Origin of the sequence: Streptomyces sp. 3MP-14, assembly GCF_006334905.2 — a bacterium.
GTDB lineage: Bacteria > Actinomycetota > Actinomycetes > Streptomycetales > Streptomycetaceae > Streptomyces > Streptomyces triticirhizae.
In genome coordinates, this window is sequence record NZ_VDLZ02000012.1 from 176,874 (window position 1) to 199,559 (window position 22,686).

21 protein-coding genes and 3 tRNA genes are annotated in these 22,686 nt (G+C 72.1%); 11 read left to right on the plus strand and 13 right to left on the minus strand.

The window, feature by feature from the left end; translation table 11 throughout:
- Window positions 1-228: 228 nt before the first annotated feature.
- The 3 genes from FH609_RS20600 to FH609_RS20610 all read left to right on the plus strand — a co-directional run bounded on the left by FH609_RS20600 (window position 229) and on the right by FH609_RS20610 (window position 4,491).
- On the plus strand, window positions 229-1,767 hold the full coding sequence (locus tag FH609_RS20600; RefSeq protein WP_139672297.1) for a hypothetical protein: 1,539 nt from the start codon (window positions 229-231) through the stop codon (window positions 1,765-1,767).
- A gap of 213 nt (window positions 1,768-1,980) precedes the next feature.
- Window positions 1,981-3,438, plus strand: coding sequence for a N,N-dimethylformamidase beta subunit family domain-containing protein (locus tag FH609_RS20605; RefSeq protein WP_139672294.1), 1,458 nt, complete (start codon window positions 1,981-1,983; stop codon window positions 3,436-3,438).
- A 138-nt stretch (window positions 3,439-3,576) separates the two neighbouring features.
- Window positions 3,577-4,491 carry a phosphoribosylaminoimidazolesuccinocarboxamide synthase gene (locus FH609_RS20610; protein ID WP_139672291.1) on the plus strand — a complete coding sequence of 305 codons (915 nt, stop codon included), beginning with the start codon at window positions 3,577-3,579 and terminating at the stop codon, window positions 4,489-4,491.
- A gap of 227 nt (window positions 4,492-4,718) precedes the next feature.
- On the opposite strand, the gene FH609_RS20615 is transcribed toward FH609_RS20610, so the two are convergent.
- From FH609_RS20615 to FH609_RS20645, 7 genes are all read right to left on the minus strand, one after another.
- On the minus strand, window positions 4,719-5,324 hold the full coding sequence (locus tag FH609_RS20615; RefSeq protein WP_139672566.1) for a response regulator transcription factor: 606 nt from the start codon (window positions 5,322-5,324) through the stop codon (window positions 4,719-4,721).
- A 14-nt stretch (window positions 5,325-5,338) separates the two neighbouring features.
- On the minus strand, window positions 5,339-6,676 hold the full coding sequence (locus FH609_RS20620; protein ID WP_139672289.1) for a sensor histidine kinase: 1,338 nt from the start codon (window positions 6,674-6,676) through the stop codon (window positions 5,339-5,341).
- Between the two features lie 102 nt (window positions 6,677-6,778).
- Window positions 6,779-7,603: an ABC transporter permease gene (locus tag FH609_RS20625; protein ID WP_139672286.1), complete on the minus strand. Its 825-nt coding sequence runs from the start codon at window positions 7,601-7,603 to the stop codon at window positions 6,779-6,781.
- Entirely contained in the window at window positions 7,600-8,559 is a 960-nt protein-coding gene (locus tag FH609_RS20630; protein WP_139672283.1) for an ABC transporter ATP-binding protein, read from the minus strand. The genes FH609_RS20625 and FH609_RS20630 overlap by 4 nt, the downstream gene beginning before the upstream one ends.
- 340 nt (window positions 8,560-8,899) lie before the next feature.
- Window positions 8,900-8,972, minus strand: a tRNA-Gly gene (locus tag FH609_RS20635).
- A gap of 64 nt (window positions 8,973-9,036) precedes the next feature.
- Window positions 9,037-9,111: transfer RNA gene (locus FH609_RS20640), tRNA-Gly, on the minus strand.
- A gap of 122 nt (window positions 9,112-9,233) precedes the next feature.
- A complete protein-coding gene (locus FH609_RS20645; protein WP_122183377.1) occupies window positions 9,234-9,563 on the minus strand; it encodes a histone-like nucleoid-structuring protein Lsr2 in 330 nt (109 codons plus the stop codon).
- A gap of 429 nt (window positions 9,564-9,992) precedes the next feature.
- Between FH609_RS20645 and purS the strand changes: the two genes are divergently transcribed.
- The 3 genes from purS to purL are packed head-to-tail and all read left to right on the plus strand — an operon-like array spanning window position 9,993 to window position 13,245.
- Complete coding sequence (gene purS, locus FH609_RS20650) at window positions 9,993-10,307, plus strand: phosphoribosylformylglycinamidine synthase subunit PurS (RefSeq protein ID WP_139672280.1); 315 nt, start codon at window positions 9,993-9,995, stop codon at window positions 10,305-10,307.
- Window positions 10,304-10,978, plus strand: coding sequence for a phosphoribosylformylglycinamidine synthase subunit PurQ (gene purQ, locus FH609_RS20655; protein ID WP_139672277.1), 675 nt, complete (start codon window positions 10,304-10,306; stop codon window positions 10,976-10,978). Before purS ends, purQ begins: the two co-directional genes overlap by 4 nt.
- Window positions 10,978-13,245, plus strand: coding sequence for a phosphoribosylformylglycinamidine synthase subunit PurL (gene purL / locus FH609_RS20660; protein ID WP_139672274.1), 2,268 nt, complete (start codon window positions 10,978-10,980; stop codon window positions 13,243-13,245). Before purQ ends, purL begins: the two co-directional genes overlap by 1 nt.
- A gap of 139 nt (window positions 13,246-13,384) precedes the next feature.
- Here purL and FH609_RS20665 read toward each other — a convergent pair whose 3' ends face one another.
- From FH609_RS20665 to FH609_RS20675, 3 genes are all read right to left on the minus strand, one after another.
- A complete protein-coding gene (locus FH609_RS20665; RefSeq protein ID WP_139672271.1) occupies window positions 13,385-13,891 on the minus strand; it encodes a hypothetical protein in 507 nt (168 codons plus the stop codon).
- A gap of 73 nt (window positions 13,892-13,964) precedes the next feature.
- Window positions 13,965-14,417, minus strand: coding sequence for a YbhB/YbcL family Raf kinase inhibitor-like protein (locus FH609_RS20670; protein WP_139672269.1), 453 nt, complete (start codon window positions 14,415-14,417; stop codon window positions 13,965-13,967).
- A 117-nt stretch (window positions 14,418-14,534) separates the two neighbouring features.
- Window positions 14,535-15,053, minus strand: coding sequence for a PH domain-containing protein (locus FH609_RS20675; protein ID WP_139672266.1), 519 nt, complete (start codon window positions 15,051-15,053; stop codon window positions 14,535-14,537).
- 103 nt (window positions 15,054-15,156) lie between these two features.
- On the opposite strand from FH609_RS20675, the gene FH609_RS20680 reads away from it, so the two are divergent.
- The 3 genes from FH609_RS20680 (at window position 15,157) to purM (ending at window position 18,741) form a co-directional block, all read left to right on the plus strand.
- Window positions 15,157-15,963 carry a maleylpyruvate isomerase family mycothiol-dependent enzyme gene (locus FH609_RS20680; protein WP_139672264.1) on the plus strand — a complete coding sequence of 269 codons (807 nt, stop codon included), beginning with the start codon at window positions 15,157-15,159 and terminating at the stop codon, window positions 15,961-15,963.
- Window positions 15,964-16,064: 101 nt separating this feature from the next.
- Window positions 16,065-17,621 (plus strand): amidophosphoribosyltransferase, encoded by a 1,557-nt coding sequence (purF, locus tag FH609_RS20685; protein ID WP_139672261.1) that lies wholly within the window; start codon window positions 16,065-16,067, stop codon window positions 17,619-17,621.
- Between the two features lie 43 nt (window positions 17,622-17,664).
- The gene (gene purM / locus FH609_RS20690; RefSeq protein WP_139672259.1) at window positions 17,665-18,741 is read left to right on the plus strand and encodes a phosphoribosylformylglycinamidine cyclo-ligase; all 1,077 of its coding nucleotides are present in this window, start codon (window positions 17,665-17,667) and stop codon (window positions 18,739-18,741) included.
- A 152-nt stretch (window positions 18,742-18,893) separates the two neighbouring features.
- On the opposite strand, the gene FH609_RS20695 is transcribed toward purM, so the two are convergent.
- Both FH609_RS20695 and FH609_RS20700 read right to left on the minus strand, forming a co-directional pair.
- Window positions 18,894-19,160 carry a DUF3073 domain-containing protein gene (locus tag FH609_RS20695; RefSeq protein WP_122183368.1) on the minus strand — a complete coding sequence of 89 codons (267 nt, stop codon included), beginning with the start codon at window positions 19,158-19,160 and terminating at the stop codon, window positions 18,894-18,896.
- A 246-nt stretch (window positions 19,161-19,406) separates the two neighbouring features.
- Entirely contained in the window at window positions 19,407-20,546 is a 1,140-nt protein-coding gene (locus FH609_RS20700; RefSeq protein ID WP_226961843.1) for a Leu/Phe/Val dehydrogenase, read from the minus strand.
- Window positions 20,547-20,731: 185 nt separating this feature from the next.
- Here FH609_RS20700 and FH609_RS20705 point away from each other — a divergent pair, with 185 nt between their 5' ends.
- Together FH609_RS20705 and bldC are read left to right on the plus strand one after the other, a co-directional pair.
- Window positions 20,732-21,571, plus strand: coding sequence for a hypothetical protein (locus FH609_RS20705; RefSeq protein WP_139672256.1), 840 nt, complete (start codon window positions 20,732-20,734; stop codon window positions 21,569-21,571).
- Window positions 21,572-22,011: 440 nt separating this feature from the next.
- A complete protein-coding gene (gene bldC / locus FH609_RS20710; RefSeq protein ID WP_019431930.1) occupies window positions 22,012-22,218 on the plus strand; it encodes a developmental transcriptional regulator BldC in 207 nt (68 codons plus the stop codon).
- A 378-nt stretch (window positions 22,219-22,596) separates the two neighbouring features.
- On the opposite strand, the gene FH609_RS20715 is transcribed toward bldC, so the two are convergent.
- Window positions 22,597-22,671, minus strand: a tRNA-Asp gene (locus tag FH609_RS20715).
- Window positions 22,672-22,686: the final 15 nt, after the last annotated feature.

Here is a 22,686-nt window from a genome sequence, read left to right on the forward strand (position 1 = left end):
CCCCAGCCTCTGACCAAAGCACCACCATCGAGTGACCGATTCCCGGTCCGGCTGACGCGCCAGCCGCGCCCAACTAGGGTGCGGCGCACGCCCAACTACCGGGCGGCGCAACGTCGTCGACCCCACCCACCGGCCCTCAGGCGTTCGGCGCAGCGCGCCTTGCGCTGTCGGTCCCCGGTGTCACAGTGGGAAACAGACGCGACGGAGACGGACGGCGGAGGGCCGGGCATGGTGCAGCGCGAGGCGCGTAACCCCACATACTCCGCGCGGGATCACGCGCTGGCCGTCCTGCGGGTGCGCAACACGGCGCTGGCGCTGGCCCTCACGCCGGCGGCCCTCGCCGTCGTGCTCCTGGTGGTGGGCGCCCCGCCGGCGCTCGGCTGGTCGGTGGCGGCGGTGGCCGCCGGGGTGCTCGCCCTCGCCGGGGCGCTCGCCGCGCGCATCCTCACCGCGCGCCAGTCGCCGACGCCGACCGTTCCGCTGCCCGAGTCGGCGGCCCCCTCGCTGCACCGGCTGATAGGCGAGTTGGCGGCCCAGCTCGACGTTCCGAGGCCCGGCGCGATCGCGCTCACCCCGGACTGCGACAGCTGGCTGGAGGAGCCGGTCGGCCCCCGCTCCGAGGCCGCGCCCACGCTGGTCATCGGCTCCCCGTTCCTGTGGTGGCTGCGGGTCGGCGAGCTGCGGGCGCTGCTGGCGCCGGTGGTCGCCGGCACCGGGCCCGCCGCGCACCCCGACATCGCCTCGGCCCGCCGCTGCCTGCGCGCCTGGGACGCGGCCGTCGGGCACGCCGAAGGGGTGCGGCCGGCCGGCGCGCCGCTGACCGCCGGCGCCGGCTGGCTCGCCCGCCGCCTGCTGCGCGCCGCCGCCGAGCACTCCTCGCACATGGAACGGGGCGTCGCCGCCGCATCCGCCGCCCGCGCCAGGGGCGTGGACCAGGGCCTGCGCACCCTCGCCCAGGAACAGGTCGGGCTCGCCTACGCCGGCTGGGACCGGCTGTTGACCCGGGTCGCGCTGCCCGCCTGGCGCACCGGACGCTGGCCCAGCGGCCTGGACGCCGGGGTGGCCGCCGCGCTCACCGAACTCTCCAGCAGGGACCGGCTCGCCGACGGCTTCGCCGCGAGGCTCGGCCAGCGGCCCGCCTGCGACCTGCTGGAACGGCCGGGCGACGTGGACCGCGAGGTCTCGCTGCTGGCGGCCCGGATCTTCCACGGCCTGCCGGCGGACGGCGCCGACGGCTGGGCCCCGGTGGAGTGGCCGGCCTACCCGGACGAGGTGGTCGACCGCGTCTGGCGGGACCGCGCGGCCCGGCTGTTCACCGCGTTGGACGCCACCGAGACGCCGACCCTCGCCCGCGCGCTGCACGGCCTGGCCGAGGCGGCGGCCGCCGAGGGCGGCACCGACGCGCTCGCCGCGCGGCTGACCGCCGAGGCGGCGCGGGCGGAGGCGGCGCACGCGCCCCGGCAGCGGGTGGCCGACGGCGGCGCGGTGGGGCCGCTGCCGTTCCCGCCCCAACCGCCGCGCGGGCGGCGGGAGTCGCTCGTCGACCATGTGGCCGCCGCCGTCTGCTGCGCGGCGGCCGACACCGCCGGCGCCTCGCCCGGCCTTGACTGGCTGGACGGCCCGGTGCTGCGCACCGTCGCCGGCGGGCGCGTGACGGACCTGACCACCACGGTGCACAGCCTGGTCGACGACGGGGACCCGGCGCCGCTGCGCGACTGGCTCGCGGCGGCCGGCGTCCGTTCCGACAAGCCGGTGCGGCTGGTCTGACGCCCCGGCGGTCTCCGTTCCCGGCCGGCCCGGCCGGACCCCGCGCGCCGCCGCCCCGGTTTCCCGGGTCGCGGGTCTCGACACACTTCGCCCGAAGCGCCAATATCACGCAACCACCTCCGGTCAATCCCGCGACAAACGGTGACCGCACGCTCGCCATATGTGATGTGCTGGGTGACGGCACGACCACACCGGAGGTGCAGGGAGGGGAGCTTGACAGAGAGCAACGGGCGTATTCGCCGCTGGGAGGTGGGGACGCTCTCACACGCGGTGTCCGATCCGTACGGGCAGGGTCCGCTGCCCTGGCTGCGGTCCAGCGAGGGCCACTTCTACGACGCGGGCTACGCGTTGCCCGCCCAGCGCGTCGAGTCGAGCCCCTCGGGGCCGCGCACCGCCGACGACGTCGGCTGCCAGATCAAGGGCTTCGTCTCCGAGGGGGCGGTGGAGCCGGGGCAGGCGCTGGACTTCCGGGTGACGGTCGACCCGCCGCAGGAGTTCACCATCGACGTCTACCGGATCGGCCACTTCGCGGGCGACGGCGCCCAGTTACTGCTGCGCAGCCCCAAGCTGATGGGCATCAGCCAGCCGCCGCCGCTGATCGCCGGGCGCACCGCGTCCTGCCACCACTGGTGGTTGTCCTGGCGGCTCCAGGTGCCGCCGGACTGGCAACCGGGCGCCCATGTCGCGGTGTTGACGACGGCGGACGGCGCGTTCCGTTCCCACGTCCCGTTCGCGGTGCGCGACGACCGGGCGGCCGACCTGCTGTTGGTGCTGCCCGACGTGACCTGGCAGGCGTACAACCTCTTCCCCGAGGACGGCCAGGCCGGCGCCAGCCTCTACCACGGCTGGGACGCCAACGGCCGGCTGCTCGGCGAGCAGGACGCCTCCGTCACGGTCTCCTTCGACCGCCCCTACGCCGGCGCCGGGCTGCCGCTGCACGCGGGCCACGCCTACGACTTCATCCGCTGGGCCGAGGGCTACGGCTACGACCTCTCCTACGCGACCGCGCGCGACCTGCACGCCGGGCGGGTCGACGCGGCCCGCTACCGGGGGCTGGTCTTCTCCGGGCACGACGAGTACTGGTCGGTGCCGATGCGGCGGGCCGTGGAGGACGCCAGGGAGATCGGCACCTCGCTGGTCTTCCTGGCCGCCAACTCCATGTACTGGCAGGTCTCGTTGGGCCCGCTGCCCTCGGGCGACCCGGACCGGCTGCTGCACTGCCGCAAACGGCAGGGTCCGGGCCGCGCCATGCTCTGGCGCGAACAGGGCCATCCGGAACAGCTGTTGCTCGGCATCCAGTACGCGGGCCGGGTGCCTCGGCCCAGCCCGCTGGTGGTGCGCAACGCCGACCACTGGCTGTGGGACTCGACGGGCGCCGCCGAGGGGCAGGAGCTGCCGGGTCTGGTCGCGGGCGAGGCGGACCGTTACTTTCCGCGCACCCCGCTGCCGGACACGCTCAGCCGGGTGCTGCTGGCGCACTCGCCGTTCGAGGACGAGAACGGGGCGCTCCGGCACCAGCAGACCTCGCTCTACCAGGCGGCCAGCGGCGCCTGGGTGTTCGCCTCCGGCACCTTCGCCTGGTCGCCCGCGCTGGCCAGACCCGGCCACACGGACCGCGTGATCCAACGCGCGACCGCCAATCTGTTGGATCGCATCTGCAAACGAGAGTGAGGCGCCTCGCGGCCGGGGGCGCGCGGGGGGCCGGCGCGGGCGCGCACCCGCCTGCGGGCGCGCCACCGCCCTACGGGACAATGGGGACGGACAGGACCAGCCCGCTGCCATCCCCCCCCCGAGTCGCCAGGAGGCACAGTGCCAGGATTCGTCGAGCAGCCCGAGCCCTTGGCCGTCCCGGGCCTTGTGCACCTGCACACCGGGAAGGTGCGGGACCTCTACCGCAACGAGGCCGGCGAGCTGATCATGGTCGCCAGCGACCGGGTCTCCGCCTACGACTGGGTGCTCGGCAGCGAGATCCCGGACAAGGGGCGCATCCTCACCCGGCTCTCCCTGTGGTGGTTCGACCAACTCGCCGACCTGGTGCCGGGGCATGTCATCGGCACCGACCCGCCCAAGGGCGCGCCCGACGACTGGGCGGGGCGGACCATGGTCTGCCGGCCGCTGGAGATGGTGCCGGTGGAGGCCGTGGCCCGTGGCTACCTCACGGGCTCCGGGCTCGCCGAGTACCGCGAGCACCGGACCGTCTGCGGGCTCGCCCTCCCCGAGGGGCTGGAGGACGGGTCCGAACTGCCGGCGCCCATCTTCACGCCGGCCACCAAGGCGCGGGTCGGGGACCACGACGAGAACGTCTCCTACGAGGAGGTCGCCCGCCGGGTCGGCGCCGAGACGGCGGCCCAGCTGCGGCAGACCACCCTGGCGATCTACCACCGCGCGCGGGACATCGCCAGGGACCGGGGGGTCATCCTCGCGGACACCAAGTTCGAGTTCGGGCGGCCCATCGGCGAGGGAACGGAACGGCCGCTGGTGCTGGCCGACGAGGTGCTCACGCCGGACTCCTCGCGCTTCTGGCGGAAGTCGGAGTGGCAGCCGGGGCAGCCCCAACGGCCCTATGACAAGCAGTACATCAGGGACTGGCTGACCTCGCCCGAGGCCGGCTGGGACCACCGGGGGGACACCCCTCCGCCGCCGCTGCCCGACCATGTGGTCGAGCAGACGCGGGAGCGTTACACGGAGGTCTACCGACTCCTGACCGGCAACGCCTGGGACTGAGCCGCCCCGGCTGCTCACTCGTCCGGGTGAAACCCCGGCCGCCGCGGGGAAATCCCGGCCGCCGCCCACGAGTTCGGCGCCCGGGCCGCCGCCCGCCCCGGAACCGCCGGCGCCCGTTGCCCCATCACCCGCGCGAGTGATCTTCCCCGGCCCGCCGGGCGGGCGCCGGGGCGCGTCCCCGCGCCATGGCCGGCCGCCGGCCCGCCGGGCGGGCGCCGCCGCTCAGGTCAGAGCCAACCGCGCTCGCGCGCGCGACGGGCCGCCGTGTGCCGGTTCTCCGCGTCGAGCTTCGCCACCGCCGAGGACAGGTAGTTCCGCACCGTGCCCGGTGCCAACGCCGCGCGCTCCGCGATCTCCGCGATCGGCGCACCGTCCGCCGCCAGCTCCAGCAACTCGGCCTCCCGGTCCGTCAGCGGCGAGTCGCCCGCGCTGATCGCGTCGGCCGCCAACTCCGGGTCGACATAGCGGTTTCCCGCGTGCACCGTGCGAATGATCTCCCCGAGCCGCTGGGCCGAGACCGTCTTGGGCAGAAACGCCCTGGCACCGGCGGCCAACGCGCGCTTCAGATGGCCCGGGCGACCGTGGCCGGTGACGATCATCACGGCGCAGTCGGGCAGGTCCGCCCGGAGCGTGTTCGCCACCGACACCCCGTCCGAACCCGGCATCTCCAGGTCGAGCACCGCGACATCGGGGCGCTGGGCGCGGGCCATGGCCAGCGCCTCGGGCCCCGAGGCGGCCTCCGCCACCACCAACAGGTCGTCCTCAAGCGCCAACAGCGCCGCCAACGCCCCCCTGATCAGATGTTCGTCGTCGGCCAGCAGCACGCGGATCACCGACCGTTCCTCGCTCAACGCGACGCCTCTCTCTCCACGTTCTCCGCCTCCTCCTCCACCGACGGCTCCCGCCGCCGCGCCGCGCCGTCCACCGCGCCGTCGGCGGCACCGGCCCCGGGCGCCTCCGCGCCCTCCCGGTCCAACGGCACGCGCGCGGTCAGCCGGAAGACGCCGTCGGAGACGGACTCCACCGAGAGCGTGCCACCCAGAGCGGCCAGCCGCTCCCGCAGCCCGGCCAGCCCGCTCCCCGCCTGGTCGGGCCGCGCACCGTCCACGCGTGACCCGTCGTTCTCCAACGACAGCTCGGCCCAGCCGTCGGGCGAGCGACCGAACCTGATGTCGCACCGCGTCGCCGAGGAGTGCCGCAGCACGTTGGTGACGCCCTCGCGCACCACCCAGCCCAGCGCGGAGCCGACCTTCGGCGGCAACGACGGCGCCACCGTACTCGCCCCGGTCAGCGAGCAGCGGATGTCCGCCGCCTCCAACACGCCCCTGGCACCCGCCAGTTCGGCGCGCAGGTCGACCTCGCGATAGCCCCTGACCACCTCCCTGATCTCCCGCTGGGACTCGCGGGCGATCCGCTGTACCTCGGCCAGCTGCTCGGCGGCGTCCGGCGAACCCCGCCGGGCCAGCTGGGCCGCCAGCTCGGTCTTCAGCGCGATGACCGAGAGGTTGCGGCCCAGCACGTCGTGCAGGTCACGGCCGAACCGCAGCCGCTCCTCCGCCACCGCCAGCCGCTTCTCCGTCTCGCGTGCGGCATCCACCCGGTCCAGCACCCGCAGCGTCCAGGCGGAGGCCCGGTAGGTGCCGCCCATGAAGAGGCCGACCAACAGCAGGAACGTGACCTGCAACAGCATCGCGGTGAGGTCCGGCCCACGGAGGGCGAAGGCCGCCAGACAACAGGCGATCGGCGCGGCCATCAGGACGGCGGCCCGCCGCAGCGGCAGGAGCAGGGCCGTGGGGCCCGCGTAGAACATCGTGGTCATCAGCGTGACCGGAAGCACCCTGCGATCGACCAGGTCCAGCGCGACGGCCCCGCCGACCAGGAGCGACGTGGCGCAGGTGAACGCCGTCGTCCAGGCGATCAGCCGCGTCGGCCGGGGAGTCCCGGCGAGATAGTGGCGGAGACCGTCCCTGGTCGCCATCAGCATCAGGAACACGTGGTGGGTGACCAGGACCCACAGCGCCAGGCTCGCCCACCCTTCGTTGAGCGGACGCGCGTTGAGCAGCACGCTGGTGATCGCCAACAGCTCCGACAGGGAGATGAAGTAGAGCGTGTACCGGGTGTAGGCGTGGACCCGCCTCTGGTGGCTGGTTTGCCGCAGCTCCCTCACCCAGCGTGGCAACCACATGAACCGTGCCCCTTCTCCTTGAGCGTCCCTTCCTGTGCGGGGCGAGCGGCCGCCCTGGCGTCCCGAGGCGGCCCCCACCCCCGGGGAGGCGGGGGGCTCGCGTCACTGCCTCGGGTCCCAGCGGAACCAACGCTTCACAGCAAACACCCCGATCGCCACCCACGCCAAGGCGAACAGCCCGGCCCTGGCTATCTCGACACCGTCGAGACCACCTATCCAGCCGTGCCGGATCAGCTCGACCGAGCCCGTCAGCGGCAGCATCCGGCAGGCCCAGCCGACCGCCTCGGGGAAGATCTCCAGCGGGATGAAGATCCCGGAGCCCAGGGCGCAGACGAGCAGCAGCGGCGTGGTGGTGATCTGTGCGCTGTCCACCGTCCTGGTCAGACCCGCCGTGACCACGGCCAGCAGGACCAGGGTGACCACGGCCAGGCCGATGCCCGCCAGCAACAACGCCGGCGAGCCGGGCGCCGACACGTCCAGCAGCAGGGTGCCGGCCACCACCAGCACCAGGCACTGCGCCACCGCGACCGTCACCGTCGGGAGCGCGGTGCCCATGAGGATCTCCCGATCCGCTATCTCCCCGGTGCGCAGCCGCTTGAGCACGCGCTCCTCCCGCCTGGTGACCAGCGCCGGCACCAGGTTGAGATAGATGACCACCAGCAGCACCATCCCCACGCCGCCGGTCAACACCGCCTCGCCCTGCGTCAGTCCGGCGTCGGAGAGATCCAGTTCCTCCAGCGCCGAGTATGTCGCCAGGACCATCAGCAGCGGCATCAGCAGCGCCACCCACAGGGCCGTCCTGCTGCGCAGCAGCAGCGTCAGCTCGGCCCGCGCCAGCGACCGCATCCGCCGCATCGACGCCCCGCCGGCCGCCGCCGGCGCCAGCCGCTCGGCCCGCTCGTTCCGTTCGGTCCGCATCGTGCTCATGCCGCGTCTCCCTTCCCGGCCATGGCGGCCCGGCGCCTGGACTCCCGTTGCTCCCCGGCGATCTCCAGGAAGACCTCCTCCAGCGAGGCGGACCTGGCGTCCAGGGCCTCCAGCGCGACTCCCCGCCCGCGCGCCCAGAGCAGCAGCTCGGTGAGCGCCGACTGGAGATCCTGGGTCCTGATCTCCACCTGCCGACCGTCCACGCCGGCGGGCAGCGACAGCGGCAGCTCGGCCGGGGCCAGGCCCGCCGGCAGAAGGAACCTGATCCGGGACGGCCGCGCCGCCATCACCTCCTCGGGCGTGCCCGAGACCGTGATCCGCCCCTCGGTCATGATCGCCAGGCGGTCGGCCAGCGCCTCGGCCTCCTCCAGATAGTGCGTGGTCAGCACGATCGTCGTCCCCTCCGCGCGCAGGCTCCTGACCAACTCCCAGGTCGTGCGCCGCGCCTGCGGGTCGAGGCCGGTGGTCGGCTCGTCGAGGAAGAGCACCCGGGGCCGCCCGATCAACGCCAGGGCGAGATCCAGCCGGCGCCGCTCGCCGCCGGAGAGCTGCTTGACCCGGACGTCGGCCCGGCCCGCGAGCCCGACCAGCGACAGCGCCTCGTCCGCCGGCCGCGCGTCCGTCGTGCAGCCGGCCCACATCCTGGCCGTCTCGGCGGCCGTCAACTCGCTGGGCAGGCCGCCCTCCTGCAACATGATCCCGATCCAGGGCCGCACCGTCGCGCGCTGCTGGAAGGGGTCGAGCCCGAGCAGCCGGATCTCGCCCCCGCTGGGCTCCGCCAGCCCCTCCAACAGCTCCACCGTGGAGGTCTTCCCCGCGCCGTTCGTCCCGAGCAGGGCGAAGACCTCGCCCTGCCGCACCGTGAAGTCCAACCCTCTGACCGCCTCGTAGGCGTCCCCGGCCCCTCGGCCGGCGTAGCGCCTGCGCAGCCCCTGCACTTCGATCGCCGTTTCCATGTCCTCAAGGCTTCCGCCCCCACCGCCCCATCGGCAGTGCACGCTGTCACCAACCCACATGACAGATGTCAGATCCCCTCCGCCCGAAGGGAATCGACGAGGCGGGATGCGGCCCCGGGGCGTTCACCGGCACACCGCCGGAGCGGACGACGAGCCCGCGCGGCCGGGGCGCCCGGCCGCCGTGCCCCTGCCTCCCCGTGCGGGACGGGCACGGCGCGACGTTCACCAGGACGCGGGCAACGCGGGCAACGCGGGCGGCACGGACAACGCGGACAACGCGGACGAGGCGAGAACAGAGCGAGGGCCCGACGTCGAAGAACGACGTCGGGCCCTCGTGCCGAGCGGACGACGAGATTCGAACTCGCGACCCTCACCTTGGCAAGGTGATGCTCTACCAACTGAGCCACGTCCGCATGGGCCACCCGGAGGCGGGTGATGCTCGCCTACTGTACCCGATCCGAAGACCGGTCCAGCGGCTGGAGCGGGTGACAGGAATTGCACACTGCGCCTCCCTCTTGGAAAGAGGGTGTTCTACTACTGAACTACACCCGCGCGATCCTCAGGGCCTCCGACCTTCCGGCCGGCGCTCCCTTGGCGCGCTCCAGACTTTAGCGGATCACCCGGGGGGCATGGCAAGTCGGCTCAGTCGGCCGGCCCCTCGGCGGTCGCCCGGCTCAACGAGCGGTGGCGTGTGCCTGGTTGAAGGCCTCGTAGACCTTCCGGGGAATGCGTCCCCTGGCCGGTACGCCCAGCCCGTTCGACTCGGCCCAGGCGCGGACGGCCTTCGGGTCGGGGGCCACCGCCGTGCGGTGGAAGGCGCGGCCCGACCGGCTCCGCTTGCGCCCCGCCTCCACGAAGGGGGCGAGCGCGTTGCGCAGCTGCTCAGCGTTGTGCGAGCTGAGGTCGATCTCGTAGGCCTTGCCATCGAGCCCGAAGGCGACCGTTTCCGACGCCTCCCCACCGTCGATGTCATCGGAGAGAGTGACCACTACACGCTGTGCCACGGATATCGGTCCTTTCGGGAGTGTCGCCGCCGTATCCCCGGGCGTCCCGGGGCGGGTCACGCCGGTATGCCGGCGGCCGCGAACTCGGCGCTCCCCTGGTGAGTGAGCTTCTTCTTAATTTGTACTGCGCTGGAGGTGCTTAAGCGAAACGACGAAATTACCGTCTCGTGTCCCCTGACGATCCTTCTCGCGATCCTCCCGCATGTCGCACCGCGCGTCATCGCGTACCGGGACCCTACTTTTCCGCAGTCGTTTCTTGCAGGGGTTTGTGAGCCCGATACCTTAACGTGACCAGTATCCGGTCATCTACACGGGTAGATTTCTCCGCCGGGTACGCTGATCCATGCGGCGTCAAGCACCGTGTGACCACCCGTGTCAGGCTGCGTCGTCCCTGTATCACCACCACCGCATCACCACCGGGAGTAACCAGTGGCCCGCGTCGTAGTTGACGTCATGCTCAAGCCGGAGATCCTCGACCCGCAGGGACAGGCCGTGCAACGCGCCCTGCCACGCCTGGGGTTCGAGGGGATCACGGATGTCCGCCAGGGCAAGCGCTTCGAACTCGATCTGGCCGGGCCCGTTGACGAGGCGGCGCTCGCCAGGATCAGGGAGATCGCCGGCACGTTTCTGGCCAACACCGTGATCGAGGACTTCGAGGTCCGCGTCGAGGAGTTGACGGATGCGCCGGGCGCGGCCACCGGGAGTGCCGGCGACAATGCGGCGGAAGAAGGGGCGGTTCGGTGACCACTCGTGTAGGAGTCGTCACATTTCCCGGATCTCTCGATGACCGGGACGCCGCGCGCGCGGTAAAGCTCGCCGGCGCGGAGCCGGTCGCCCTCTGGCACGGTGACAAAGATCTCCATCAGGTCGATGCCGTGATCCTGCCCGGGGGATTCTCGTATGGGGACTATCTCCGTTGCGGCGCGATCGCGCGTTTCTCGCCGGTGATGGAAACGATCATTGCGGGAGCACACGACGGCCTGCCCGTCCTCGGTATCTGCAACGGTTTCCAGGTGCTGTGCGAATCCCATCTGCTGCCCGGCGCGTTGACCCGCAACGACCATCTGCACTTCGTCTGCCGCGACCAGCGGCTGCGGGTGGAGAACACGACCACCGCCTGGACCGGTGACTTCGCGCCGGCCGCCGAGATCACCATCCCCCTGAAGAACGGCGAGGGCGGCTATGTGGCCGACGAGGCCACGCTGGACGAGTTGGAGGCCGAGGGCCGGGTGGTCTTCCGCTATCTGGACGTCAACCCCAACGGCTCCCGCCGTGACATCGCCGGCATCACCAACGCCGCCGGCAACGTCGTCGGCCTGATGCCCCACCCGGAACACGCCGTCGAGGCCCTCACCGGGCCGACCACCGACGGCCTTCCGTTCTTCACCTCGGTACTCAAGAAGCTGGTCGCCTGATGCCCGCACAGTCCAAGCCCGTCCTGGACACCGTCAAGCACGCCGCCGACACCCCCGAAGCCGCCCAGCCCTGGGCCGAACTCGGCCTCAAGGAGGACGAGTACCAGCGCATCAGGGAGATCCTCGGCCGCCGACCCACCGGCGCCGAGCTGGCCATGTACTCGGTGATGTGGTCGGAGCACTGTAGCTACAAGTCCAGCAAGGTCCACCTCCGGCAGTTCGGCGAGAAGGCCCCCGCCAGCGACGCGCTGCTGGTCGGCATCGGGGAGAACGCCGGCGTCGTCGACGTCGGGCAGGGCTACGCCGTCACCTTCAAGGTCGAGTCACACAACCACCCGTCCTACGTCGAGCCCTACCAGGGCGCGGCCACCGGAGTCGGCGGGATCGTGCGGGACATCCTTGCCATGGGCGCCCGCCCGATCGGGGTGATGGACCCGCTGCGGTTCGGCGCCGCCGACCACCCCGACACCCGCCGCGTGCTGCCCGGCGTGGTCGCCGGCATCGGCGGCTACGGCAACTGCCTCGGCCTGCCCAACATCGGCGGCGAGGTCGTCTTCGACCCCTGCTACCAGGGGAACCCGCTGGTCAACGCGCTCTGCGTCGGCGTGATGAAGCACGAGGACATCCACCTCGCCAAGGCGGCCGGCGCCGGCAACAAGGTCATCCTCTACGGCGCCCGCACCGGCGGCGACGGCATCGGCGGGGTCTCCGTTCTCGCCTCCGAGACCTTCGACTCGGGCGGCCCCGCCAAGCGCCCGGCCGTGCAGGTCGGGGACCCGTTCCAGGAGAAGCTGCTCATCGAGTGCACCCTGGAGATCTTCGCCGAGCGGCTGGTGACCGGCATCCAGGACCTCGGCGGCGCCGGACTCTCCTGCGCCACCTCGGAGTTGGCCTCGGCCGGCTCCGGCGGGATGCGCATCGAGCTGGACACCGTGCCGCTCCGCGACTCCTCGCTCTCGCCCGAGGAGATCCTGATGAGCGAGTCCCAGGAGCGCATGTGCGCGGTGGTCGAGCCGGGCAAGGTCGACCGCTTCCTGGAGATCTGCGCCAAGTGGGACGTGATCGCCACAGTGATCGGCGAGGTCACCGAGGGCGACCGGCTGGAGATCTACTGGCACGGCGAGCAGGTCGTCGACGTTCCGCCGCGCACCGTGGCCCACGAGGGACCGGTGTACGAGCGCCCCTACGCGCGCCCCGACTGGCAGGACGCGCTCCAGGCCGACGACCCGGCGCGGCTGCCGCGCCCGGCCGACGCCGCCGAGCTGCGCGAACAGGTGCTGCGCCTGGTGGGCTCGCCCAACCAGGCCGACGTCTCCTGGATCACCGACCAGTACGACCGCTACGTCCTGGGCAACACGGTGCTCGCCCAGCCCGAGGACAGCGGAATGCTGCGGATCGACGAGGAGACCAACCTCGGCGTCGCGCTGGCCACCGACGGCAACGGGCGCTACGCCAAGCTGGACCCGTACACCGGCGCCCAGCTCGCGCTCGTCGAGGCGTACCGGAACGTCGCCGCCGGCGGCGCCAGGCCGCTGGCCGTCACCGACTGCCTCAACTTCGGCTCGCCCGAGGACCCGGCCGTGATGTGGCAGTTCGCCGAGGCGACCCGTGGCCTGGCCGACGCCTGCCTCGCCCTGGGCCTGCCGGTCACCGGCGGCAATGTCTCCCTCTACAACCAGACCGGCGAGACCGCGATCCACCCCACGCCGGTGGTCGGCGTGCTGGGCGTGATCGACGACGTCACCCGCCGCACGCCGATGGCCTTCCGCACCGAGGGCCAGCTGCTCTACCTCCTCGGCGAGACCCGGGAGGAGTTCGGCGGTTCGGCCTGGACGGACGTGATCCACGGCCACCTGGGCGGGCTGCCGCCCCGCGTCGACCTGGAACGGGAGCGGCTGCTCGGCGAGATCCTGATCGCGGCCAGCCGGGACGGCATGATCGACGCCGCCCACGACCTCTCCGACGGTGGCCTGATCCAGGCGGTCGTCGAGTCCTGCCTCAGGGGCGGGAAGGGCGCCCGGCTGGTGGTCCCCGAGGGCCTCTCGCCGTTCGCGTTCCTGCTGTCGGAGTCCACGGCCCGCGCCGTGGTGGCGCTGCCGCGCGGCGAGGAGGTGCGGTTCACCGACATGTGCGCGGCCCGTGGGCTGCCCGCCACCCGGATCGGAGTGGTGGACGGCGAGGCCGTCGAGGTGCAGGGCCAGTTCAGCCTGCCGCTCGACGAGCTGCGCGCGGCGCACGAGCGCCCGCTGCGCGAGCTGTTCGGCTGAGCGCACCCCGGGTCGTGGCCCCGGTCAGGACCCGGCCGCCGCTCCCGAGCACCGGGGGAGCGGCGGCCGGAGTCCGGGCCGACGGGTCACGCCGGCACGGGGCCGGCGGCCGCCCGGCCGCGACGGCTGGCCCGCCCCGTCACCAGGGCTTGGTCTCGTAACGCGGGCCCAGGTCCGGGTCGTCGGTCCGCTCCAGCTTGGTGACCAGCCGCTGCGAGGCCACCAGGTCGTGGAGGAGCACCTTGGTCCGGTCGTGCGGAAGGCCGGCCGTGCGGGCCACCTCGTGGGCGTAGACCGCGTTCCCGTCGTGCCGGCGCTCGGCCTGGGCCACCGCCTGGAAGACGGCCTGGTGCTCCTGCCCGTACCCCGGGTCCGTGCGGCCGGTGAACGAGCGTCCAGGCGGCGGGGCGGGCGGCGGCTCGGCCCGTTCGGCCGCCTGCTCGGCGGCCTCGACCCGCTGCTTGCCCCGCTCGCGGGGCTCCATGCGCTCCTCGTGGTCCAGCGAGTTGCGCCGGGGAACGTGGGTGCGCTGCTTGGAGCCGCCGGTGGTGACGTTCCTGGCACTCGGGCGCTCGCCCGCCTCCCGGGCGGACCGCGCCGCCGCGCGCCGCTGGACCTCGTTCCCCTCAACCTTCTTGCGGACCATCGCCGCACTCCTCTCTGCCGGGCTCTCTCGGGCCGGGCCGTGGCCGCGCCGAAGAACGACAGGCCCGGCGGGGTCAACGCTGGTGGAGGCCGGTCAACAGACCGCTGGCCAGCCCGTGCTGGCTCATGGTCCGGTGCACCTGCTCGGCCGTCGCCGCGTCCGGAAGCGGCACCGGCTCGGGCACCGCGTACAGCCGGAACCGGTACCGGTGCGGCCGGTCGCCCACCGGCGGTTGGGGCCCGTCCCAGCCGTGGTCGCCGAAGTCGTTGCGATGCGGCGTTCCGCCGTCGGGCACCTCGCCCTCGGCCACCCCGCCGCTCTCCGGGGCGATGCCGGTGACCAGCCAGTGCACAAAGGTGCCGGATGGGGCGTCCGGGTCCTCGCAGAGCAGCACCAGCTCGCTCGTGCCCCTCGGCGGTGGCGACCAGATCAGGGGCGGGGACACGTTGTCGCCGTCTTTCGCGTGGCGGCGTGGGATCGGCGTGCGGTCGTTGAACGCCGTACTGTGCAGTTCGATACCAGCCATGCCGCCGGGGTACCCCGCCTGGCGCAAGGCATGTCAGATGCTTCGCCCTTTTTGTCCCTGCCGCGCTTTGTCCCTGCCGCGCCACGGGCACCCGGGAAACGCCCCGGGCGCGGCGGCTCAGTGCGGCGGCTGCGCCGGCGGCTCGTCGCGCAGGCCGTCGATCGCCTGGTAGACGAGGTTCTTCAGGCCCTCCGGGTCCGGCACGTGCTTCAGCGTCATCATCCCCTGCTCGGAGGCGGACTGGACGCGGACCGTTCCGTACCGCATCAGCCGCTCCCACAGCGAGGCGGAGAAGGCCACGTCGTTGACCCGCGCCAGCGGGATGCTGCGGCCCGACTTCGACAGGAACCCCGAGCGCTTGTGCAGCCGCTTGGTGGTGAGGAAGTAGACCGTGGCACGCCACTGGAGCAAAGGCACCAGCCAGAGCCAGATCGCCGCGATCGCCGCCAGCCCGAGCACCACCCAGACGCCCGTGCTCCCCCAGTCCTCGTCGGTCGGCAGCGCCCAGACGGCCGCGCCCGCCACCGCGATGATCAGGCACAGCAGCAGGAACTCGCTGACCAGCGTCGTCCAGTGCTGCCTGGTCTCGTAGACGAGTTCCTCGTCCTCCGCCAGATACCTGTCCGCGTAAGCCATGCGCGCATCCTAGGGGCGGCGCTGCCGGTTGGTTCCGGAGAACGTCTGGTTGGTATGACCTTGTCACCATCCAACGGAGGTCGGTCGTCGTAAGCTCCGTGTCATGTCTGCCGTCGGTCGCAAACCCCGCGCCTACCACGCGGATCGAGTCCGTGACGCGCTGCTCGCCCAGGTGGAGTTCGTGCGGCTGGCCGTCCACGAGCTGCCGAAGGAACTGCTGGCGCGCCCCACCGACCTGCCGGGCTGGGACGTTCGCCTGCTGCTGGCGCACATCGCCCAGGAGATGGACGCGCTGCCCCGGCTGCTGGCCCGGCCCGCGCCCCCGGTGACCCGGGCGGAGACCGACCTGGACCGCTGGGCGGCCGGCACCCGCGGGATCGCCGACGCCAAGGACCGCGACGCCCGCGACGCGGCCGAGCGGCAGCCGGACCACCGGGCGGCGATCGACGGCGCGGCCGAGGAGCTGGACGCCGTGGTGGAGACGGGGATCAGGGACGACCTGCTGATCCCGCACGCGTTCGGCGCGATGCGGGCGCTGGACTACACGGTGACCAGGATCGTCGAACTGGTGGTGCACAGCGACGACCTGACCAGGGCCACCGGGCTGCCCGTCCGGCTGGACCGGGGGGCGCTGGCGATCACGGTCCGGGTGCTCGCCGACGCGCTGGCCGCCAAGGCCCCCGGCGCCTCGACCGAGCTGCGGGTGCCCCCGTTCGTCGCGGTGCAGTGCGTCGCCGGGCCCCGGCACACCCGGGGCACCCCGCCCAACGTGGTGGAGAGCGATCCGCTCACCTGGCTCCGGCTGGCCTCGGGACGGATCGACTGGGCCGCCGCCACCGCCACCGGGCGGCTCCGGGCGAGCGGCGAACGGGCCGGCGCGCTCGCCGGTGAACTGCCCGTGCTCGGCTGACCGCCCTGCGTTCCACAGCGCCCGCACCGCGCCGCGCATGGGGCATGTCTCACAATCCAGGGGGTTCTCCCCGACCCCCCGTTCTGGCCTAAACTCGTGGTGTGCCACGTGGTGACGGACGACTCAACCACGACCTTGACCCCGGCGAGAAGGGCCCGAGGGACGCGTGCGGCGTCTTCGGTGTCTGGGCCCCGGGCGAGGAGGTCGCCAAACTCACCTTCTTCGGGCTCTACGCGCTACAGCACCGCGGACAGGAGTCCGCGGGGATCGCGGTGAGCGACGGTTCCAAGATCCTGGTCTTCAAGGACATGGGCCTGGTGTCCCAGGTCTTCGACGAGACCTCCCTGGGCTCCCTGACCGGCCACATCGCGGTCGGCCACACCCGCTACTCGACGACCGGCGCCCCCACCTGGGAGAACGCCCAGCCGACCTTCCGGGCCACCGGGCACGGCTCCGTCGCCCTGGGCCACAACGGGAACCTGGTCAACACGGCCGAGCTGGCCCGCCTCGTCGCGGAGCTGCCGGGCGGCCGGGGATCGCGCCAGCGGGTGGCCAGCACCAACGACACCGACCTGGTCACGGCGCTGCTCGCCGGCCAGCGCGACGAGAACGGCGAGCCGCTGACCGTCGAGGAGGCCGCGCCCCTCGTGCTGCCCCGGGTGAAGGGCGCGTTCTCCTTCGTCTTCATGGACGAGAACACCCTCTACGCGGCGCGTGACCCGCAGGGCTTCCGCCCCCTGGTCCTCGGCCGTTCGGAGCGCGGCTGGGTCGTCGCCTCCGAGACCGCGGCGCTGGACATCGTCGGCGCCTCGGTGGTCCGCGAGATCGAGCCGGGCGAGATGATCGCCGTCGACGCGAACGGCCTGCGGTCCACCCGATTCGCGGAAGCGAAGCCACGCGGCTGCGCCTTCGAATACGTGTACCTGGCCCGTCCCGACACCGACATCGCCGGGCGCAACGTCTATCTCTCCCGGGTCGAGATGGGCCGCCGGCTCGCCGCCGAGGCCCCCGCCGACGCCGACCTGGTGATATCGACCCCCGAGTCCGGCACCCCGGCCGCCATCGGCTACGCCGAGGCCAGCGGCATCCCGTACGGCTCGGGCCTGGTGAAGAACTCCTACGTCGGACGTACGTTCATCCAGCCCAGCCAGACCATCCGGCAGCTGGGCATCCGGCTCAAGCTCAACCCGCTCAAGGAGGTCATCAGGGGCAAGCGCCTGGTGGTCGTGGACGACTCCATCGTCCGTGGCAACACCCAGCGTGCCCTGGTGCGGATGCTGCGCGAGGCGGGCGCGGCCGAGGTCCACGTCCGGATCAGCTCGCCGCCGATCAAGTGGCCCTGCTTCTTCGGCATCGACTTCGCCACCCGGGCCGAACTGATCGCCAACGGGCTCACCGTGGACGAGATCGGGGCCTCGCTGGGCGCTGACTCGCTCTCCTACATCTCGCTCGAAGGCATGGTCGAGGCCACCACCATCGCCCGCCCCAACCTGTGCCGGGCCTGCTTCGACGGCGAGTACCCGGTGGAGCTGCCCGATCCCGAGCTGCTGGGCAAGGACGTTCTGGAGCAGCCGGCGCTCGACGCCGCCGCGTCGCCGGGCGGCTCGCTGCCCCTGGTCACCGGCCCGGGCGCCGCCGACGCGCTGCGGCGCCCGTGAGCCGACCGGCGCCGGTGCCGCACGACCACACGAGAGAGACCTGATGACGACGAACGTGCCCGGAGCCAGCTATGCGGCGGCCGGTGTCGATATCGAGGCCGGCGAGACCGCCGTCCGGCTGATGAAGGAGTGGGTCGCCAAGGCCCAGCGCCCGGAGAGCGTCGGCGGCCTCGGCGGCTTCGCCGGTCTCTTCGACGCCTCGGCGCTCACCCGCTACCGCCGCCCCCTGCTGGCGTCGGCCACCGACGGGGTGGGCACCAAGGTGGCCATCGCCCAGCGCCTCGACATCCACGACACCGTCGGCCGCGACCTGGTCGCCATGGTGGTCGACGACCTGGTGGTCTGCGGCGCCGAGCCGCTCTTCATGACCGACTACATCTGCGTCGGCAAGGTCTACCCGGAACGGGTCGCCGCCCTGGTCAAGGGCATCGCCGAGGGCTGTGTGCTGGCCGGCTGCGCCCTGGTGGGCGGCGAGACCGCCGAACACCCGGGCCTGCTCGGCGCCGAGGAGTACGACGTGGCCGGCGCCGCGACCGGCGTGGTCGAGGCGGACGCGCTGCTGGGCGCGGACCGGGTGCGGCCGGGGGACGTGCTGGTGGCCATGGGGGCGAGCGGACTGCACTCCAACGGCTACTCGCTGGTCCGCCATGTGCTGCTGCACCAGGCCGGCTGGGGACTTGAGCGGGAGGTGCCCGAGTTCGGCAGGACGCTGGGCGAGGAGCTGCTGGAGCCGACCCGGATCTACTCGTTGGACTGCCTGGCCCTGGCCGAGGCCGTCGAGGTGCACGCCTTCGCCCATGTCACCGGCGGCGGGCTGGCGAACAACCTGGCCCGGGTGCTGCCCGAGCGGGTGCGGGCCGTGGTCGACCGGGCCAGCTGGACGCCCGCCCCGGTCTTCGACGTGGTCGGCGAGGTGGGCCGGGTCGCCAGGGAGGAACTGGAGAGGACGCTCAACATGGGCGTCGGCATGGTCGCGGTGCTGCCCCCCGAGGCGGTCGACCGCTCGCTGGCGCTGCTGGCGGAGCGCGGCGTGCCGGCCTGGGTGCTCGGCGAGGTCCACGCGGAGGCGACGGCCGAGGGTCCTGGCACCGTCACGCTGACCGGAGACCACCCGCGCTGAACCCGGGCTGAGCCCGGAGGCACCGCGCCGCGCCCGGAAGACCCACACATGGCCCCGAACAAGACTGAGACCGGTCCGGGAGAACCCCGGACCGGGCCAGTTGTCCTACGTCAGCCGAGCATCGTCTGTCAGCCGGGAGCGCGCGGCGCGGGTCAGGCGCCGCGCCGTTTGGAGGAGTCGGGGGACGGCTCCTGGTCGTCCTCCTCGTCCTCTTCGTTGTACATCTCCGCGTACCGTGCGTACAGGTCGTCGTCCAGCTCATCGTCGCTCTCGAACCTGTCGCCGTTGGACGGCGGCTGGTCCGGCGTCGGTGAAGCACCCAGCTCTTCGGCCAGGCGAGAAAGGTCCGTCCGGCCGCTGTTGTACTTCAGCTGGCGGGCGACCTTCGTCTGCTTGGCCTTGGCCCGGCCGCGCCCCATTGGCTCGACCCCCTCAACGACGGGGCACGACGGCCCCGGAGTGTTGACATCCGTTCATGATCGAGAGCGGGCCCTTCAGAAGCGCCCAGTCCATCGGCCTTTAACCGTACCTGCTTCCGGGACCCCGCGGTACGCCGTCCGCAGGACCCGAGCCGCCACGCCCGCCGCCCGATGAACCCTCTCTGCTGGTCAACGGCGATTTTACCTTCTTTCCCAGTACGACTCGTCCGTGGGGGGTGACATGTCTTACGCAAACGGGCGATCCAGGCCCCTGGCCTGCGCGATTCGATGTTCGGCGATCCGGTCGGCGGCCACGGCCGGGGGAACGCCGTCCGACTCGGCGCGCTGGAAGATCTCGCGCGTGGTCAGCCTGATGTCCGCCGCCTTGGTCTTCGCACGTGCGAAGTCGAAGCCGTGCAACTCGTCGGCCACCTGGATCACCCCGCCCGAGTTCACCACGTAGTCGGGGGCGTAGAGGATGCCCCGCTCGGCCAGGTCCTTCTCGACGCCGGGGTGGTCGAGCTGGTTGTTGGCGGCGCCGCAGACGATGCCGGCGCGCAGCAGCGGCACGGTGTGCTCGTTGAGCACCCCGCCCAGGGCGCAGGGTGCGTAGATGTCCAGGCTGGGGTCGCTGATCAACTCGTCCTCGGAGTGCAGCGCGACGACCGAGGGGTGCGCGGTGAGCACGCGGCGGACCGCGTCCGGGTTGACGTCGTGGACCAGCACCCGGGCGCCGGCCTCGATCAGCTGGTCGACCAGCAGGTGGCCGACCTTGCCCACGCCGGCGATGCCGACGGTGCGGCCGGTCAGTTCGGGGGAGCCCCAGCGGTGCTCGGCCGAGGCGAGCATCGCCTCGAAGACGCCGTAGGCGGTGAGCACGGAGGAGTCGCCGGCGCCGCCGTTCTCCGGGGAGCGGCCGGTGGTCCAGCGACAGGTCCTGGCGACCACGTCCATGTCCGCGACATAGGTGCCGACATCGCAGGCGGTGACGTAACGGCCGCCGAGTGCGGCCACGCAGCGACCGTAGGCGAGCAGGAGTTCTTCGGACTTGATCTTTTCGGGATCTCCGATGATCACGGCCTTCCCGCCGCCGTGGTCGAGGCCAGCGAGGGCGTTCTTGTAGGTCATGCCGCGCGCCAGCCGGAGGGCGTCGGCGAGGGCGGCGCTCTCGGGGTGGGCCGCCTCCGGGTAGGCGTGGAAGCGCGTGCCGCCCAACGCGGGCCCGAGCGCGGTCGAGTGGACGGCGATCACGGCCCGCAGACCGGTCGGCCGGTCCTGGCAGAGCACGACCTGTTCGTGTCCGCCCTGGTCCGAGTGGAACAGGGTGTCGAGCACCTCGGCCTCGGGTGTGCTGTCGCCGCTGACAGCAGGACGTACGTCGGTCACGGTGGTGACTCCTGTAGGTCGATGAGGACGCCCTCGCTGATGGGGAGGGCTTGGTGAGACGAGGGTACGGCGACCCCGGCCTCGGGGATGCCGTGGGTGCGCGGTAGTGACACGATCGAGGTGAGCGCCCGCGTCTCGGGTGCGGGGGCGGCCGGTTGGCCGGTGTTCGAGCTGGGAGGGTAGGCGTGCCGAAGGTTCCGTACGCGGCGTATCTGAGGGTGTACGAGCCGTTGGCGGCCTTTCCCGAACCCGAGCGCTCGGAGTGGGCCGAGTACGCCCGCCGGGCCGAGTTGCCCGGTGTGCAGGACGAGTTGCGGTCCGCGCTGCGCGCGGTGGTGGCGACGCCGCCCCGGGTAGCCCCGGCGCGGGAGAGCGGGGACGCGTTCGTGACCTGGCTGGACGGGGTGCTCTGCGTCTGCCCCTGGCGCACCAGGCTGCGGTCCTGGCAGGCGCTCGGCGAGGTGGGGCACTGGCTGATGCCGCAGTCGGTGGTGGACGCCGCGCTGCCGCCGAGCGTGCGCCGGCGCGCGTCGGACGACTACACGAGCTGGCGGGAGCGCAACCCCGATGCGCGGCCGTGGATACGCTCCGCGCTCTGGCATGTGCCGGTGCGCTGGTTCGTGCTGTTCGCTGACGACGAGCGGGAGTTCAGGGAGGCCCCCCAGCGGCCCGCCGAGGGGGCCGCCAGGCTGCGTTACCGGACGCCGATGGTCCAGGCGCGGCGGAGAGTGGCCAGGGGGCTGCGAGCGGTGCGCGAGGCGATGCCCGAGGGGCCGATGGTGGCGGCGCTGACGGAGGTCGGGCGGTGGCTGGAGGAGTTCCATCCGCGTTCGCTGGTCGAACTGGACTACGGCGGGCTGGTCTATACGATCTCCGAGGACCAGCTGGCGGCCGACCACTCCGCCGCCGAGGTCACCGAGGGGCTGGGGGCCCTGGCCGCCGGTGATCTCGAACGGGCCCAGCGGATCTACGAAGGACTGACCGATCGCTGGATGGCCGTGCGAGAACGCCAGTTCGCCAACTGACAGTGGGGCGTGAGGGGACTAAAGCCCCAAGCGTGATGGAAGGCACTGTACGGACTCTTGCCTTCAAGTACTCCCCTCGTGTCAAAATAGGACAAGGAGTTCGGAGGGGCCCCTTCTGTCCGTCGAGGGGCGGATGGATCGGTATTGCACCTCCTTGGTAGGGCTGATGGCGACTCATCACGCTGTGACTGATCGTTACGGCTGTGTGACTGTCCGCTATGGCATGGTCCATCGGCTTCCGCCGAGGTTGAACACCTGAGAGGGCAATTCCATCGGTTTGGCCGACCCGGCTGGACGGATGGTGTAGTTGTAGTGCCGAGGACAAGCCGTTCGTCCTATAACCGACTCGACCCGCGTCTGTCATTTCGGGCAACGCGGGTCAAGGTGCAGAATTTAGAGGAAAGAACCGTGATGGTTCGGTTCTCCCGAGGAGGCCGCTCATGACCGCTCGCACCCCTGATGCCGAGCCGCTGCTGACCCCGGCTGAGGTTGCCACGATGTTCCGCGTTGACCCGAAAACGGTCACACGCTGGGCAAAGGCGGGCAAGCTTACGTCTATCCGCACGCTCGGTGGGCACCGCCGCTACCGCGAAGCGGAGGTGCGCGCACTTCTGGCGGGCATCCCGCAGCAGCGTGGCGAGGCCTGAGCAACACCGCACATCCCAGGCCCCGGAGCCCCCACTCCGGACCGCTTGGCTTCGATCGCGCCGGACTCCGCCGGGTCCGGCGCGATCTTTTTGCGTTCTGGGGACGGTTTCTGAGGGTCCGTGAGATGTCCCCAACTACCGGTGCAATTGCACATATTAAATTGGCGGGTGTCTCTACGGGGTCGAACGAGTCCAGCGCGCAATCGAGTTCAGTGACTCCCGTCACACACGTCCTCGCTTGCCTGCGCCCCTGCTGGCACGGTAGTACGCCCGCTTCCGTGCCCGACTCGTCCCCTCCTCGCCCCGTCACAGCGAAAGCCCGGACCCCTGTGGGGTCCGGGCTGGTGGTAAAGAGTTGAACTAAACGCTGAACGGAAGCGGTCCTGACGGGATTTGAACCCGCGGCCTCCACCTTGACAGGGTGGCGAGCACTCCAAACTGCTCCACAGGACCAAGCTGCGTCGGTGA

Bases quoted from the DNA above. Each gene is read 5' to 3' on its own strand.
- FH609_RS20600 (WP_139672297.1), top strand. From the start codon at position 229: ATGGTGCAGCGCGAGGCGCGTAACCCCACATACTCCGCGCGGGATCAC.
- FH609_RS20620 (WP_139672289.1), bottom strand. From the start codon at position 6,676: ATGTGGTTGCCACGCTGGGTGAGGGAGCTGCGGCAAACCAGCCACCAG.
- FH609_RS20625 (WP_139672286.1), bottom strand. From the start codon at position 7,603: ATGAGCACGATGCGGACCGAACGGAACGAGCGGGCCGAGCGGCTGGCG.
- FH609_RS20630 (WP_139672283.1), bottom strand. From the start codon at position 8,559: ATGGAAACGGCGATCGAAGTGCAGGGGCTGCGCAGGCGCTACGCCGGC.
- purL (WP_139672274.1), top strand. From the start codon at position 10,978: ATGCCCGCACAGTCCAAGCCCGTCCTGGACACCGTCAAGCACGCCGCC.
- FH609_RS20665 (WP_139672271.1), bottom strand. From the start codon at position 13,891: ATGGTCCGCAAGAAGGTTGAGGGGAACGAGGTCCAGCGGCGCGCGGCG.
- FH609_RS20670 (WP_139672269.1), bottom strand. From the start codon at position 14,417: ATGGCTGGTATCGAACTGCACAGTACGGCGTTCAACGACCGCACGCCG.
- FH609_RS20675 (WP_139672266.1), bottom strand. From the start codon at position 15,053: ATGGCTTACGCGGACAGGTATCTGGCGGAGGACGAGGAACTCGTCTAC.
- FH609_RS20680 (WP_139672264.1), top strand. From the start codon at position 15,157: ATGTCTGCCGTCGGTCGCAAACCCCGCGCCTACCACGCGGATCGAGTC.
- purM (WP_139672259.1), top strand. From the start codon at position 17,665: ATGACGACGAACGTGCCCGGAGCCAGCTATGCGGCGGCCGGTGTCGAT.
- FH609_RS20695 (WP_122183368.1), bottom strand. From the start codon at position 19,160: ATGGGGCGCGGCCGGGCCAAGGCCAAGCAGACGAAGGTCGCCCGCCAG.
- bldC (WP_019431930.1), top strand. From the start codon at position 22,012: ATGACCGCTCGCACCCCTGATGCCGAGCCGCTGCTGACCCCGGCTGAG.